At 64.7% G+C, this 13,717-nt stretch carries 15 protein-coding genes and 1 pseudogene; 11 read left to right on the top strand and 5 right to left on the bottom strand.

Annotated features, from left to right (window positions below):
• Nucleotides 1–71: 71 nt before the first annotated feature.
• Nucleotides 72–779, bottom strand: a complete 708-nt coding sequence (locus TSA1_RS33945) for a GntR family transcriptional regulator (protein ID WP_100180112.1) — start codon at nucleotides 777–779, stop codon at nucleotides 72–74.
• Between the two features lie 252 nt (nucleotides 780–1,031).
• Between TSA1_RS33945 and TSA1_RS33940 the strand changes: the two genes are divergently transcribed.
• The 9 genes and pseudogenes from TSA1_RS33940 (at nucleotide 1,032) to TSA1_RS33900 (ending at nucleotide 8,909) form a co-directional block, all read left to right on the top strand.
• Complete coding sequence (locus tag TSA1_RS33940; RefSeq protein WP_100180111.1) at nucleotides 1,032–2,018, top strand: ABC transporter ATP-binding protein; 987 nt, start codon at nucleotides 1,032–1,034, stop codon at nucleotides 2,016–2,018.
• Nucleotides 2,019–2,061: 43 nt separating this feature from the next.
• Nucleotides 2,062–3,351, top strand: coding sequence for an ABC transporter substrate-binding protein (locus tag TSA1_RS33935; RefSeq protein WP_174719193.1), 1,290 nt, complete (start codon nucleotides 2,062–2,064; stop codon nucleotides 3,349–3,351).
• A gap of 5 nt (nucleotides 3,352–3,356) precedes the next feature.
• Nucleotides 3,357–4,310 carry an ABC transporter permease gene (locus TSA1_RS33930; RefSeq protein ID WP_100180109.1) on the top strand — a complete coding sequence of 318 codons (954 nt, stop codon included), beginning with the start codon at nucleotides 3,357–3,359 and terminating at the stop codon, nucleotides 4,308–4,310.
• Nucleotides 4,311–4,313: 3 nt separating this feature from the next.
• Nucleotides 4,314–5,192: an ABC transporter permease gene (locus TSA1_RS33925; RefSeq protein WP_100180108.1), complete on the top strand. Its 879-nt coding sequence runs from the start codon at nucleotides 4,314–4,316 to the stop codon at nucleotides 5,190–5,192.
• Nucleotides 5,193–5,230: 38 nt separating this feature from the next.
• Nucleotides 5,231–5,962, top strand: a complete 732-nt coding sequence (locus tag TSA1_RS33920) for an aspartate/glutamate racemase family protein (RefSeq protein WP_100180107.1) — start codon at nucleotides 5,231–5,233, stop codon at nucleotides 5,960–5,962.
• A 13-nt stretch (nucleotides 5,963–5,975) separates the two neighbouring features.
• Nucleotides 5,976–6,929 carry an outer membrane protein gene (locus TSA1_RS33915; RefSeq protein ID WP_245448484.1) on the top strand — a complete coding sequence of 318 codons (954 nt, stop codon included), beginning with the start codon at nucleotides 5,976–5,978 and terminating at the stop codon, nucleotides 6,927–6,929.
• 16 nt (nucleotides 6,930–6,945) lie between these two features.
• Nucleotides 6,946–7,150: pseudogene (locus TSA1_RS41225) on the top strand (aspartate/glutamate racemase family protein); the annotation flags it as partial.
• Between the two features lie 187 nt (nucleotides 7,151–7,337).
• A complete protein-coding gene (locus TSA1_RS33905; protein ID WP_245448482.1) occupies nucleotides 7,338–8,147 on the top strand; it encodes an outer membrane protein in 810 nt (269 codons plus the stop codon).
• Nucleotides 8,148–8,414: 267 nt separating this feature from the next.
• The gene (locus tag TSA1_RS33900) at nucleotides 8,415–8,909 is read left to right on the top strand and encodes a hypothetical protein (protein WP_100180105.1); all 495 of its coding nucleotides are present in this window, start codon (nucleotides 8,415–8,417) and stop codon (nucleotides 8,907–8,909) included.
• 197 nt (nucleotides 8,910–9,106) lie between these two features.
• On the opposite strand, the gene TSA1_RS33895 is transcribed toward TSA1_RS33900, so the two are convergent.
• Nucleotides 9,107–9,463, bottom strand: coding sequence for a hypothetical protein (locus TSA1_RS33895; RefSeq protein WP_100180104.1), 357 nt, complete (start codon nucleotides 9,461–9,463; stop codon nucleotides 9,107–9,109).
• A gap of 15 nt (nucleotides 9,464–9,478) precedes the next feature.
• Between TSA1_RS33895 and TSA1_RS33890 the strand changes: the two genes are divergently transcribed.
• The gene (locus TSA1_RS33890; protein ID WP_100180103.1) at nucleotides 9,479–9,697 is read left to right on the top strand and encodes a hypothetical protein; all 219 of its coding nucleotides are present in this window, start codon (nucleotides 9,479–9,481) and stop codon (nucleotides 9,695–9,697) included.
• A 28-nt stretch (nucleotides 9,698–9,725) separates the two neighbouring features.
• Here TSA1_RS33890 and TSA1_RS40185 read toward each other — a convergent pair whose 3' ends face one another.
• The 3 genes from TSA1_RS40185 to TSA1_RS33875 form a co-directional block, all read right to left on the bottom strand.
• Entirely contained in the window at nucleotides 9,726–11,420 is a 1,695-nt protein-coding gene (locus tag TSA1_RS40185; RefSeq protein WP_100180102.1) for a PAS-domain containing protein, read from the bottom strand.
• A 128-nt stretch (nucleotides 11,421–11,548) separates the two neighbouring features.
• Complete coding sequence (locus TSA1_RS33880; RefSeq protein WP_100180101.1) at nucleotides 11,549–12,079, bottom strand: gamma carbonic anhydrase family protein; 531 nt, start codon at nucleotides 12,077–12,079, stop codon at nucleotides 11,549–11,551.
• Nucleotides 12,080–12,170: 91 nt separating this feature from the next.
• Entirely contained in the window at nucleotides 12,171–12,500 is a 330-nt protein-coding gene (locus TSA1_RS33875; RefSeq protein WP_100180100.1) for a DUF6949 family protein, read from the bottom strand.
• Nucleotides 12,501–12,722: 222 nt separating this feature from the next.
• Between TSA1_RS33875 and TSA1_RS33870 the strand changes: the two genes are divergently transcribed.
• Nucleotides 12,723–13,430 (top strand): hypothetical protein, encoded by a 708-nt coding sequence (locus tag TSA1_RS33870; RefSeq protein WP_100181485.1) that lies wholly within the window; start codon nucleotides 12,723–12,725, stop codon nucleotides 13,428–13,430.
• Nucleotides 13,431–13,717: the final 287 nt, after the last annotated feature.

Raw genomic sequence — 13,717 nt, 5'->3', positions numbered from 1 at the left:
CATCAAACTTCCGACCAAGGTCCAACCCAAACGCCAATCAACAACGAATTTGCCGGTTTTTCAGCAGACTGCTAGACGCCGAGCACGTCCGCGAGCCGCAGGTCGTCGGCGGCGGGATCCTTCAGGAACAGCTCGGCCTCGATCTCGTTCAGATGCGAGAGCATCAGCGCGCGTGCCCTCGCCTTGTCGCGTTCGCGGATCGAGGTGACGATCTCGGCATGATGATCGGTGCCGCAGGCCGGCGTGTCGTGGCGGCGGTAGAGCAGGATGATCAGCGAGGAGCGCGCGATCAGCTCCTTGAGGAAACCGAGATAGATGCTGTGGCCGCTCATCTCGGCGACGAGCTTGTGAAATTCGCCGGAGAGCCGGACCGAGGCGCGCGCATCGCCGCGCAACTCGGCCTCGCGCTCCTCGGCAAGATGCCGCTGCAGGCGATCGAGCCAGGCCGGCGATGCCGCATCGATGGCGTGATCGACGATGGTGGGCTCGATCAGACGCCGCGCCTCGAACACCTCACGCGCATCCGCCGGTGTCGGACGCGCGACGAAGGCGCCGCGGTTCTTCTCGATGTCGACGATGCCCTCATGCGCGAGCTGCTGCAGCGCGGTGCGGACCAGCGTGCGGCTCGCGCCGTAGATCTCGCCGATCTCGTCCTCGCCGAGCTTGGTGCCCGGCAGCAGGCGATGCTCGAGGATTGCGGCGGTCACCCCCTCCCGGATGCGGCCGACGCGGTCGCTCGCATCTGGCGCGTCGGATTTGGGGCGGGACTTGGCGGCCATGGTGCGTGGGCTCGATCGACGACGCTCGCTTCGAATGTTAGTCGACGAGCTGTATCCAATCACAGGCGAAACTTTATACAATCGTCGCCCGCTTTGTGTGCATAGGATTGTGCGCCTCGCGGGCGGCCCGATCGGCGGGATTCGATCTAACGATCTGACTCCGCTGCACAGTTCCGGAATTTGGCCTCTGGACGGGCGGTTGGCACGGACCTTGCGGAGAGGGACCCAAGCACCGCCCTCCCTGGACACGTCATGGCCACTCCCGCCGCCCTCGAACTGGTCGCCGTCACCAAGCGCTACGACACCACGCTGGCGGTCGACACCGTCAATCTGAAGATCCCGGCCGGCACCTATTGCTGCCTGCTCGGCCCGTCCGGCTGCGGCAAGACCTCGACCCTGCGCATGATCGCGGGCCATGAGGCGGTCAGCGAGGGCGACATCATCCTCGGCAGCCAGAACGTCACCGACCTGCCGCCGGCCGAGCGCGGCACTGCGATGATGTTCCAGTCCTACGCGTTGTTTCCGCATCTGTCCGTGATCGACAACGTCGCCTTCGCCCTGAAGATGCGCGGCATCGACAAGCCGACGCGCCACAAGCGCGCCGGCGAATTGCTGGAGCTGGTGGCGATGAGCCAATATGCGGGCCGGCTGCCCGCGCAGCTCTCCGGCGGCCAGCAGCAGCGCGTCGCGCTGGCGCGTGCGCTGATCACCGAGCCGCAAATCCTTCTGCTCGACGAGCCGCTCTCCGCGCTCGATCCGTTCCTGCGGGTCAAGATGCGCGGCGAGCTCAAGCGGCTGCAGCGCGAGCTCGGCATCAGCTTCATCCAGGTCACCCACGGTCAGGAGGAGGCGATGGCGCTCGCCGACCACATCGTGGTGATGAACCAGGGCAAGATCGAGCAGCAGGGCTCGGCCCGCGACATCTTCCATCATCCCCGCACCGAATTCGTGGCGCGCTTCATCGGCGGCCACAACGTGCTCAGCGACGCCGGCAACCTCATCGCCGTGCGCGCCGATCAGCTCGGCATCGCGCCGTTCGCTGATGGCGCCTTCGGCGCGCCGGCGCTGCTGACCCAGACCGAGTACCAGGGCTCCTACATCGCCGTCTCGCTCACGCTCGACGACGGCACCGCCCTGTTCTCCCACGTTCCCGAAGCCACCTTCGACGTCCACCCGTTCCGTCCGGGCGATCGCGTGCTGGCCACCTGGGATCCCGCCAAGGCGCAACGCCTGCAATAGCGCCGATCGATCACTGGAAATGCGCAACAGAGGAGTGACTGACATGAGCAAGACCACTGGGACGAAAGGCGTCAGCCGCCGTACGCTGCTCAAGGGTACCGCAAGTCTCGCCGGCCTTGCCGCCGGCTCCGGCGCCATCACCGGCTTTCCCTATGTGAAGTCGGCCGATGCGAAGGTGCTGCGCTATCTCGGCACGGCCGTGAACGAGGGCGACGACATCTCCAAGCAGTGCCTGAAGGACACCGGCATCAAGATCGAATACATCACCGCGACCACCGACGACGTCACCAAGCGCGTGATGACCCAGCCGAACTCCTTCGACGTGCTGGACACCGAATATTTCTCGCTGAAGAAGCTGGTGCCGTCGGGCAACATCCTTGCCCTCGACGCCAAGAAGATCAAGGAATTCGACAACATCACGCCCGTCTTCACCAAGGGCATGACGCCCGGCGGCAAGAAGATCGGCGGCCAGGGCACTGCGCCGTGGAAGGTGCTCTATCTCGAGGGCAAGGACTCCAAGAAGTTCGCGACGTCGGCGACCGAGTTCGTCACGCTGATCCCGACCGTCTACAACGCCGACACGCTCGGCATCCGTCCCGACCTGATCAAGCGGCCGATCAACACCTGGGCCGAGCTGCTCAATCCCGAATTCAAGGGCAAGGCCTCGATCCTCAACATCCCCTCGATCGGCATCATGGACGCCGCGATGGTCGTGGAAGCCACCGGCAAGTACAAATATGCCGACAAGGGCAACATGACCAAGGAAGAGATCGATCTCACCATGAAGGTGATGACCGAAGCCAAGAAGGCCGGCCAGTTCCGCGCATTCTGGAAAGACTTCAATGAGAGCGTCAACCTGATGGCCTCGGGTGAAACCGTGATCCAGTCGATGTGGTCGCCGGCGGTGACGAAGGTGCGCTCGATGGGCATTCCCTGCACCTTCCAGCCGCTCAAGGAAGGCTATCGCTCCTGGGCCTCGGGCTTCTGCGTTTCCAAGGGCGTCTCGGGTGCGAAGCTCGACTGGGCCTACGAGTTCGTCAACTGGTTTCTGTCGGGCTATGCCGGCGCCTATCTCAACCGCCAGGGCTACTACTCCGCCGTGCTCTCCACCGCGAAGGCGCATATGGAGCCCTACGAGTGGGCGTACTGGATGGAAGGCAAGCCGGCCGAGAAGGACATCAAGGCACCCGACGGCTCGCTGCTGGAGAAGGCAGGCGCGGTGCGTGACGGCGGCTCCTACGAGGACCGCATGGGCGGCGTCGCCTGCTGGAACGCGGTGATGGACGAGAACGACTACATGGTCCGCAAGTGGAACGAGTTCATCGCGGCGTAGCGAACATGTCGGAAGAAGTCCTGCAACAGGCATCCCCGGGCTTGATCCCGGGGGCGGGCACGGCGCGCGCGGCCAAGCCGACGCGCCTGTCGCCGTCATTCATCTCCTGGCTCCAGGCTGGGCCGATGATGCTGGTGTTTCTCGCCTTCTTCCTGATTCCGCTCGTCTTCGTCGTCATCGTCTCGTTCTGGGACTACAACGAATACCAGCTGCTGCCGGCCTTCTCCGGCCGCGGCTACACCGACACGTTCGAAGGCTGCATCGCGCAACTGCCCGATCTCTGCACGATCGGGCGAACCTATGTGATGACGCTGAAGCTGTGCTTCATGGTCTGGGCAATCACGCTGTTCATCGGCTTCTGGGTCGCCTATTTCCTCGCCTTCCACGTCAAGTCCAAGACCTGGCAGATGGGATTGTCGCTGCTCTGCACGATCCCGTTCTGGACCTCCAACGTGATCCGCATGATCGCCTGGATTCCGCTGCTCGGCCGCAACGGCCTCGTGAACTCAGGCCTGATCAAGACGGGGCTGATCAACCATCCCGTCGAATGGCTGCTGTTCTCCGAATTCTCGGTGGTGCTGGCGCTGGTGCATCTCTTCACCTTCTTCATGGTGGTGCCGATCTTCAATTCGATGATCCGCATCGACAAGTCGCTGATCGAGGCCGCCTATGATGCCGGCGCGACCGGCTTCCAGACCCTCGTCAACGTCATCATTCCCCTGGCCAAGCCCGGCATCGTGATCGGCTCGATCTTCGTCATCACCATCGTGATGGGTGACTTCATCACCATCGGCGTGATGGGCGGCCAGCAGATTGCGGCTGCCGGCAAGATCATCGAGACACGGGTCAACGCGCTGCAGTTTCCGGCAGCGGCGGCCAATGCCGTGATCCTGCTCGTCATCACCTTCCTGATCATCACCATGATGTCGCGCATCGTCGACATCAAGAAGGAGCTCTAGCGCATGAAGGAAGGACGGCCGCGCTCGTTCTACGTGCTCGCGATCTTCTTCGCGGCCTATGTGCTGTTTCTCTACGGGCCGATGATCGCGATCTACGTGTTGTCGTTCCAGGGCCCGCAAGGCGGTCTCACCTTCCCGATGAACGGCGTCTCGACCTTCTGGATCGCAAAGCTGTTCCAGGGCACCGGCATTGTCGACCTCGGCGCCGCCTTCCGCCGCTCGCTGCTGCTCGGGGTGATCGTGATGATCGTTACCGTGGTGCTGTCGGTCGCCGCCGGGATGGCCTTCCGCAGGAAGTTCAGGGCGCAGAGCATCCTGTTCTACTCGGCGATCGCCAGCCTCATCGTTCCCTCGATCATCACCTCGCTCGGCATCTCCCTGGAATTCCGCATCATCGACGACCTGATCAAGGCGCACTGGAACGAGAATTTCGAGACCTCGATGGGCCTGCTGACTTCGGGGCTCGGCGCGCATCTGACCTGGACGCTGCCGTTCGGCCTCCTGATCATGTTCGCGATCTTCAACCGCTTCGACCCACGTCTCGAGGAGGCCGCGCGAGATCTCGGGGCGACGCCGTGGCAGACCTTCCGCCATGTCGTGCTGCCGATCATCCTGCCCTCGGTGATCGGCATCGGCCTGTTCGGCTTCACGCTGTCCTGGGACGAACTCGCGCGCTCCAGCCAGGCGATCGGCGCGGTGAACACGCTGCCGCTGGACCTCCAGGGCCTCACCACCACCGTGACCAACCCCGACATCTACGCGCTCGGCACCGTGATCTCGGCCGTCTCGTTCACGGTGATCGCGCTTGCGCTCGGCACCATCGCCATGCTCAACAAGCGGCAGGCGGCCAAGGGCTCGGATGCCGGCCAGGGACTCGTCTAAAGAACCGACATGTTTGACTAAGGGCTCGTCTGATCGCGATGCGACTTCACGTCGTCAATCCCAACACGACCGCGTCGATGACGGCGAAGATTGCCGCTGCGGCGCGCGCGGTCGCGCTGCCCGGCACTGAGATCGACGCGCGCCAGCCGGCGATGGGCCCGGTTTCGATCGAGGGTTTTTACGACGAAGCGTTCGCCGTGCCCGGCATGCTCGGCTGCATCCGCGATGCCGACCGCGACGGCGCGGCCGCCCACATCATCGCCTGCTTCGACGACACCGGCCTCGACGCCGCGCGCGCTGCTGCCAAGGCGCCGGTGATCGGCATCGGCGAAGCCGGCTTCCATATCGCGAGCCTGGTTGCTGCGCGTTTCGCCGTCGTGACCACGCTGAGCGTCTCCATCGTGCCGATCGAGCACAATCTGAAGAAATATGGCCTCGCCGAGCGCTGCGTCCGCGTCCGCGCCGCAGAGGTCCCGGTGCTCGCGCTCGAGGAGCGCAACACCGATGCGCTCGCAAAAATCTCCGCGGAGATCACCGCTGCAATCCGCGACGACCGCGCCGAGGCCATCGTGCTCGGCTGCGCCGGCATGGCGGACCTCGCAGCCGAACTTGCCGCCACGCACGGCCTACCCGTGATCGACGGCGTTGCCGCAGCGGTGACGCTGGCGGAATCACTGGTGCGGCTGGGGCTGAAGACGTCGCGGCTCGGCCCCTATGCAGCGCCGCGGTCGAAGACGTATTCGGGAATGTTGTCGAGCTACCAACCGTAAGCGTCGCACAGCGGTGCTGCTTCCTGCTGGAAGCGGCGTGCCTTGCCGGCAACATTGGGAACCTTTTTCGGCTGCGAGCTCGGCGCTTATTGCTGCCGATGTCTTGAATTGCGACCTTGCCATCAGCGATTCGCAGATTTGGGCGTGCGCGGAGGGGCTGAACGTGTTGAAATACTTGATCTCGACGGTTGTTGGGACGCTGACATGGGCCACGCTCATGAGTCCGGCCCTGGCGGCTGACCTCCCGGTGAAAGCGCCGCCTGCTGCGGCGACGTCATGGTCTGGATTCTACGTCGGTATTTCGATCGGCGCCCGCTGGGCGGCCGACGACTGGCAGACCAGTGACGTCTCCCCGAACTTTCCCGGCACGATCGTCCCGACGGCGGGCACCGGCGGCGCAATCGACAGCGTCGCGGCCAGGTTCGGGGGCTATCTCGGCTACAACGCTCAAATCTCGACATCCTGGGTCGCTGGCGTCGAGGCTGATTTCGGGTGGGCCGACAACAAGAAGACGATGAATCCTATACCGGGCACAGCTGGGCTCTTCTTCGGCATCCCTTTAGTCGGCCTTCCATCCGGCACCGTGAAGGAAACGTTGGACGGCAGCCTCCGTGGCCGTCTCGGTTATCTCGTTGGGCCCGCCACACTGGTCTACGGCTCTGGCGGCATCGCGTGGCAGCGCCTCGAAGTGAACGCCAATTGCGCTTTGGTTCCCGGAAACCGCTTCTGCTTCGGCAGTGCTTACAATGAAACTTTTGCATCGACCAGAGTCGGCTGGACCCTCGGCGGCGGTGTCGAGCACATGATTGGCGGCAATTGGCTCGCGCGCGTCGATTACCGCTATGCGGATTTCGGAACTTGGAACCACACTTTCTTCGCCCCAGGAATCGGGTTCGACGACCGTTTCACTGCTCACGTCACGGCCCGCACCCACACCGCGACGGTCGGCCTCGCCTACAAGTTCTGAAGCGGCTCACTGACGAGCGGTTGAGATCGCAGCCGCAATCCGCGACGACCGTGCCGAAGCCATCGTGCTCGGCTGCGCCCGCATGGCCGAATTCACCGCCAGACACGGCCTGCCCGTGGTCGACGGCGTCGCTGCAGCGGTGACGGCTCGCCGAATCACTGGTGCGGCTTGAGCTGACGACATCGCGGCTCGGCCCGTATGCGGCGCCGCGGTCGAAGACTTCCGGAATGTTGTCGAGCCTTCGAGTCGTAAGCGTTGCGCAACGGTGCCGCTCCCTGCCGGAAGCGGCGTATCCTATTGGCAACATCGTGAACCTATTGCAGCACCGAGTTCCACAATCGTTGTCGCGCTCGCTTCGACCTGCGAGTCTGCAAGAACTTAGATTCGGGGCGCACGCGGGGGCGGAGCATGACGAAATACTTGATCTCGACGGTTGCCGGGACGCTGGCATGGGCTGCCTTGATGGGCCCGGTGCTGGCGGCCGATTTGCCGGTGAAGGCGCCGCCGGCTGCGGCGACGTCATGGTCTGGATTCTATGCCGGTGTTTCGATCGGCGCGCGCTGGGGAGACAATGACTGGCGGACCAGCGACGTCGCCCCCGGTCTCGGCGTCGGCATCTTCGTTCCAACGGCCGGGACCGGCGGCGCGATGGATAGCGTCGCAGCCCGGTTCGGCGGCTATCTCGGCTACAACGCGCAGATCTCGACGTCCTGGGTCGCCGGCGTCGAAGCAAATTTCGGCTGGGCCGATGCCAGCAAGAGCGCCAATCCAGCACCGGGAATGACAGGTCTTTATTTTGGCGCACCGATCACCATGCTCCCCACCGCCTCGGTGAAGGAAACGTGGGACGGCAACCTCCGCGGCCGGCTCGGCTATCTCGTGACGCCCGCCACGCTGGTCTACGGCACCGGCGGCGTGGCGTGGCAGCGCCTCGAACTTAACGCCACTTGTACCGTGGTTCCGGGAATCAGCTTCTGCACGGGCGCCTCCTACAACGAAACCCATGCGTCAACGCGAATAGGATGGACCATCGGCGGCGGCGTCGAGCAGATGATCGCCGGTCACTGGCTGGTGCGCGCCGACTACAGCTATGCCGCTTTCTCGACGTTCACCCAGACCTTCTTCACTGCGAACGGGATGGCGTTCGACGACCGCTTCACCGCGCATGTGAAGGCCCGCACCCACACCGCGACGGTCGGCCTCGCCTACAAGTTCTGAGACGGAATCACCGACTCGCACTCCGTCGAACCAGCTCGGCATTGCCTGCCTGGACGGGGCCGGCCGCGTACCGCTGCATCGAGATCGATCGGTATCCCAGAACCTTTTTTCGTCGAATTCCGTTCGTTCTTATTGGGCCAGCCTCTTTTTGGTCCCAATTGTTGCCGAACAGTAACACTTTCGGGACCTCCCGGCTGCGCCTTGTTCTGCGTTCTCGTGCTGCCGCTCTTCGCCACTCACCAAGTTTCAATTTGGGTTTTGTCAGCGATGATCGATCTCGCCCAGGACACACCGTCCAACCCCTTGCTTCGCCTTGGCGCCCAGCCGATCGCGCTGACCGCCGCCGCCCTTCTCCTTTTGATCGCAGGCGTGACCTCGATCGCGATCTGGCGCGCCTATACCGGCGCGGCGCCGGAGACCGACCGGGTGGTGGCCTCGCGGCAGCTCCAGGCTCGGACCGCACAAGCCTCCGAGCAGTTGGTCGAGAAAACCAAGGGGCTGGAGGCGACCCAACAGGAATCGATCGACCAGCTCCAGGTGGTGCAGGATCAGCTACAGACCATGAAGCGGCTGATGGCAGCGCAGCAGGCCGACACCAAGCGTTTGTCCGAGCAGGTGGCCTCACTGAACGAATCCATCGATGGCCTCAGGCAATCGTTCGCGAGCGCACGATCGACCGACGTCGAGACTCCCACGGTTACCCGCAGGAAACCGGTGCGGCATCGCGTCCACGCCAGCGCGCGCAAGCGCTCGCGCGGCTGAGCAGCTCATAACGGGACTAATTTTTCCGACATGTGAACTGGATCACATTCGTCCGTATGATTCCGCGCGATGGTTGGCTTACCGGATGGCGTGAGCCGATTTCAATGTCCGGGGCTGGCAAGGTCGTTGACGGTATACTGCGTCAACGGCCTTGTTTTTTGGTCGGTCAGCCTCTCGCCAGGACCTTATTCAAGGAGCTATTCGCAAACGTCCACACGGCGATACCGCCATCCCGCAGGCGTCATGACGCGCTTCCGCACGACGTAGCAGCCGCCATAGCCATCGTTGTAGGCGGGACCATAGTCGTCGGGAACGGCGTAATAGGGGTAGCCATAGCCATAGCCGTAATAGCCGCCGTACAGGCCGGCACCTGCGATGCCCGCCCCGATCGCAACGCCCGGCCAGAAGCCGCCGCCATGCCAGTGGCCGCCATGGCCCCAGCCGCCACCGTGGCCCCAGCCGCCGTGCCCAAAACCTCGTGCCTCGGCCGCCTGCGGCAACGACAGCCCAATCACTGCTACGGCCAGCGCCGCCATCATCATCCTGCGCAACATCACTCGATCCTCCGCGTGGACACGCTCCACGCTCAAAGCGGGGACCAAGCTAACGTCACCAGGGCATTCCGGACAGCCACACTGCCTCACTTCCGCGCGAGCATTCAGCAGCCGCGGCACATTCCGGCCGAGGCCAATCCCCACCACGACGGCAGCGACGACCACGCGCTGTGGGCCGCCGGCCACGAGAAGATCGCCGGCACCATCGAAGCGGGCGAATCCGAAGGCCGCTGACGCGCCGTGCCGCGGCGCGCGCCGACGATTACGCGGCCGCGACCATGGCCTCGGTGCGATCCTCGACCATCGTCACGAACATGTGGGACTCTTCGTTGGCGCCGCCGATCTGCACTCGGCGTGCGGAGATCACGCGACGGCCGCGCGAGGGATTGTCGATGGTGTCGATGATCGGCTCGAGCTGCTGCTTCTGCGCGAGCAGCTGCTGATCGCGCCGCTCGATCAGCGCGGCCGCCTCGGCGGAGAACAATTCCCGCGCGGTCTTGCCGATGATCTCGCCCCGCGACATGCCGATCATCTTCTCGGCGGCCTTGTTGACGAAGACGTAGCGCAGATTGCGCGCGTCCTTGGCGATGATGCCCTCCGCCACGTTCTCGATGATGGTGGCGAGGAAACGCTCCATCCGTTCGAGAAGGCGCTCGCGCTGACGCTGCTCGGTGACGTCCTCCTGCACCGACACCCAGCCGCCACCGTCCATTGGACGCTCGTAAATCCTGATGGTGCGGCCGTCGTTCAGGGCGATCTCGTAGGCGGCCGGCTCGCGCCTGGCGATCCGGCCGAGCACCGCCGCGACGTATTTCGCGACGTCGCCATTGAACAGCCCGGTCTTGACCCGGTGCTGGAGAATTTCCTCGAGGGTCGATCCGGCCTGGATCGTCTCGGGCAGATTGTACATCTGCCGGTAGTTCGAGTTCATCGCGACCACGGTGGCCTTGCCGTCGAGCATGATCAGGCCCTGCGGCATGCTGTTGATCGCCGCCGAAAGCTGCCACTTCTTGGCCTGGTACTTGTCGTTGAACTTGTCGCGCTCGGTCATCGCCGCGTCGCGTGCCTGCGCGGTGCCGAGCTCGAGCTCCTCGAGCTGGAAGATGCGCGCCACGGCGTCGCGGAAATTCTGCACGGCGCGCGCAAGACGTCCGATCTCGTCGTGACGGCCGAGATGCGGCACCTCGCTCTTGACGTCGCCCTGCGCGATCCGGTCGGTCGCCTGCGTGATGTCGGCCAGCGCGCCGACGACGGAGCCCCGCATGACCACGACGTTCAGTCCCGCGAGAATCAGCGCCGCCAGCCCGAGCGCGAACAGATAGGCTGCCGCATAGCGGTTCTCGTTGGCGAGCGCGTCCGCCTCGCGGGCACGCTGCTGGTAGATGCGCTCGAGCGCTTCGACATCGCTGTTGAGCTTGCGGCGCACCGTCCGGTTGGCGTCGTTGTCGCCCCACTCGCGCGCCGCGGCCGGGCTGATCTCCAGACCGCGCCGCACCAACTCCCGGCGAAACTCGATGAACTGCACGATGCGCTGGCGGAACGTGGCGAGTTGTTCGGCATCGTCGTCGCCGACGGTCCGCTCCAGACTCTTCACCGCCTCGGCAAGCTCGCCGTTGCGGCGCATCAGCCCATCGGCGAACTGCTTCGTCGCGCCGCGATCGGCGGACATGTAGATGCCGCGCGACTCCATGACGATGGCGTAGATCAGCGCGTTGATGCGTCCGACATTGATCGCGGCCTCGGCGGCAGAGGCATGCATGTGGCGATACGTCGTCTGCAAGCGCACCGACTGCACCGACATCACCAGGAGGAAAGCGGTGACGATCGCGAGGAAGGCGGCAATGCTATAGACTTTCTCCGCAACGGTCAGCGTATCGGCGCCGCGCGCCAAGCGAACGAACTTCTTCAATAAATTGGTTCCGGCGGCGAGGCCGGATGCCGGTGCCGCTGCATTCATGGCGCAGCTCCCCCTGGTTGAAGACACCCCACGATACCGGTGAGGCGCTAGCGGAGGCTTAAAGTTTCGACCGGTATTCTTACGGCATGGAACCGGGTGTGCGGGACGGGGCAGATACCGCCCGAGCGTCAACCGATCCGCTTCAGGCCCTTTTTGAATCGCGGACCGTTGGCGACATAGAACCTGGCTGCGCTTCCCATCTTCTGCACCTGGGCATCGTCGAGCGTGCGGAGCACGCGCGCAGGCGAGCCGATGATCAGGGAACGTTCGGGAAATTCCTTGCCCTCGGTGATGACGGAGCCGGCGCCGACGATGCTGTTGCGGCCGATCCTGGCGCCGTTCATCACGATCGAGCCCATGCCGACGAGAGCGCCCTCCTCGATGGTGCAGCCGTGCAGGATGACGTTGTGGCCGACCGTGCAGTTCCGGCCGACGTGAAGCGGAAAGCCGAGATCGGTGTGGCAGGTCGAGCCGTCCTGCACATTGGCGCCCTCGCCGATCTCGATCCACTCATTGTCGCCGCGCAGCACCGCGCCGAACCAGACGCTCGCGCCCGGCTTCAGACGCACGCGGCCGATCACGGTCGCAGTCTCGGCGATGAAGTAATTGCCGTCGGCGGGAAGGTCGGGCCCCTGCCCGTCGAGCTCGTAGATCGCCATGGAGGTCTCCTGTCACGTCGACCACAGGCATAGCCAAACCGCAGGCTCGACGCAAAGGGCCGCCGTGGCGGCAGCGGTTAAGGCGCTGGCATCAAGCCAGAACGCCGGCCGCGCGCAGCGTCATCAGGAAGAAGGTGCCGCTCATCATGCTCCAGAAGCCGGCGATGAGGGTCGCCATCATCACGAATTCCACGCGGCGGCTTTCCACCCGCATGCCGCGCAGCGTGTTGCGCATGATGATGAAGGGCGCGGCGAACACCAGGAACGGAACCGCCGCGAAGGTCTTCGGCGCCACGCCGTCCTGCAGCAGACCGAAGCCGGCGGGCCGCTGCGCGAGCGCCTGGTACCCGTTCACGAGCGCGCCCGCGAGCGCGAAACCGATGCAGATCGAGAAGAAGGTATTGAGAGCTTCAGGTGTCATCGGAACGGTCCGCCCTTACGCAACGCCACCGCCTTCCTGTGACAAAAAGGGCTGGTTAACGCTACATTATCCTTAAGGGAAGGTTAACGCCGCCGTCCCGCCCGCGCAGGGCTGTCCCCGCGCCCCGCGGCCGGGAAAGCTGCGCGAAATCGCCGCCGCGTGGCATATTCGCCGCTGATTCGTCGGCCAACGGCCGACGTCCGGCTCGACCTCGCGCAACTCATGACGATGTTTTCGGCAGCTCCCCTCGGATCCCCACGCACGCGCACCCGCGCGCATGTCGTGCCGATCGTGCTCGGCAGCCTGGCGGCGATGAGCGCGGTCGCACTGGTCGCCTATCTGTTGTGGCCGACCTGGGGCTCGGGCGGCGCGAACGCTCCCGACAAGCTGCCGGTCAGCGTCGGCGGCACGCTGTTCAACCTGCCGGTGACGGCGATCCGCATGAAGATCCAGCGTCACTCCGGGCCGCAGGAGCGCATCGATCTCGACTTCCTCTATCCCTCGCTGGAGCCGCCCGGCGCGCCGAAGCACGTCACCGCCGACACCGTGGAGGCGGCGGTGCAATCGATCGACCGCATCTTCCTGTCGATCGCGGCGCATCACGATGCGCTCTCGCCCGAGCAGCGCACAGCCACGATCTATCCGCGCTATCTCGACCAGGCCGCGGCGACGCCCGCGGACGGATTGACGATGCGGATGTTCCGCGCCGATACGCCCTACGGCAACGAGGATCTCTATTCCGCAGCAAGCCCGGCACTGACCGCGCGCTGCACCCGCGATGCCGCGACGCCCGGGATGTGCCTCTCCGAGCGCCGCGTCGGCGGCGCCGACCTCACCTTCCGCTTTCCACGAAGCTGGCTGTCGCAATGGCGCGAGGCGGCGGAGGCGATGGACCGGCTGACGGCGCAGCTGCGCGGACCGAAGGGCTGAGCTGGGCCTCGAGGCCACGCGCTCGATGCAAAAATTGCGAAAACAACCCCATGCACAGTAGCCAAGCGCCTGTGATCGTTCGTATTTTTCGAAGTCGAATCTAGGGCTTTGATGTCGTCATGGGAGCGCAGCGAAGCTGCTGTTCGTCATGAGAAGAGCGCGCCTGATCTTCGGTGCGTGTCCCGGACGCGCTGCAGCGTTCTTACGCTGCTGCGCAGAGCCGGGACCCAGAAGGCGCCGCGCTCCGCCGCCGCATGGGCCCCGGCCCTGCAGCGCACCGCCGAAGA

Origin of the sequence: Bradyrhizobium nitroreducens (assembly GCF_002776695.1) — a bacterium.
Lineage (GTDB): Bacteria > Pseudomonadota > Alphaproteobacteria > Rhizobiales > Xanthobacteraceae > Bradyrhizobium > Bradyrhizobium nitroreducens.
This window is presented reverse-complemented; position numbering and strand designations above follow the sequence as displayed.

Bases quoted from the DNA above. Each gene is read 5' to 3' on its own strand.
- TSA1_RS33945 (WP_100180112.1), bottom strand. From the start codon at position 779: ATGGCCGCCAAGTCCCGCCCCAAATCCGACGCGCCAGATGCGAGCGAC.
- TSA1_RS33940 (WP_100180111.1), top strand. From the start codon at position 1,032: ATGGCCACTCCCGCCGCCCTCGAACTGGTCGCCGTCACCAAGCGCTAC.
- TSA1_RS33935 (WP_174719193.1), top strand. From the start codon at position 2,062: ATGAGCAAGACCACTGGGACGAAAGGCGTCAGCCGCCGTACGCTGCTC.
- TSA1_RS33930 (WP_100180109.1), top strand. From the start codon at position 3,357: ATGTCGGAAGAAGTCCTGCAACAGGCATCCCCGGGCTTGATCCCGGGG.
- TSA1_RS33925 (WP_100180108.1), top strand. From the start codon at position 4,314: ATGAAGGAAGGACGGCCGCGCTCGTTCTACGTGCTCGCGATCTTCTTC.
- TSA1_RS33920 (WP_100180107.1), top strand. From the start codon at position 5,231: ATGCGACTTCACGTCGTCAATCCCAACACGACCGCGTCGATGACGGCG.
- TSA1_RS33905 (WP_245448482.1), top strand. From the start codon at position 7,338: ATGACGAAATACTTGATCTCGACGGTTGCCGGGACGCTGGCATGGGCT.
- TSA1_RS33900 (WP_100180105.1), top strand. From the start codon at position 8,415: ATGATCGATCTCGCCCAGGACACACCGTCCAACCCCTTGCTTCGCCTT.
- TSA1_RS33895 (WP_100180104.1), bottom strand. From the start codon at position 9,463: ATGTTGCGCAGGATGATGATGGCGGCGCTGGCCGTAGCAGTGATTGGG.
- TSA1_RS40185 (WP_100180102.1), bottom strand. From the start codon at position 11,420: ATGAATGCAGCGGCACCGGCATCCGGCCTCGCCGCCGGAACCAATTTA.
- TSA1_RS33880 (WP_100180101.1), bottom strand. From the start codon at position 12,079: ATGGCGATCTACGAGCTCGACGGGCAGGGGCCCGACCTTCCCGCCGAC.
- TSA1_RS33875 (WP_100180100.1), bottom strand. From the start codon at position 12,500: ATGACACCTGAAGCTCTCAATACCTTCTTCTCGATCTGCATCGGTTTC.
- TSA1_RS33870 (WP_100181485.1), top strand. From the start codon at position 12,723: ATGACGATGTTTTCGGCAGCTCCCCTCGGATCCCCACGCACGCGCACC.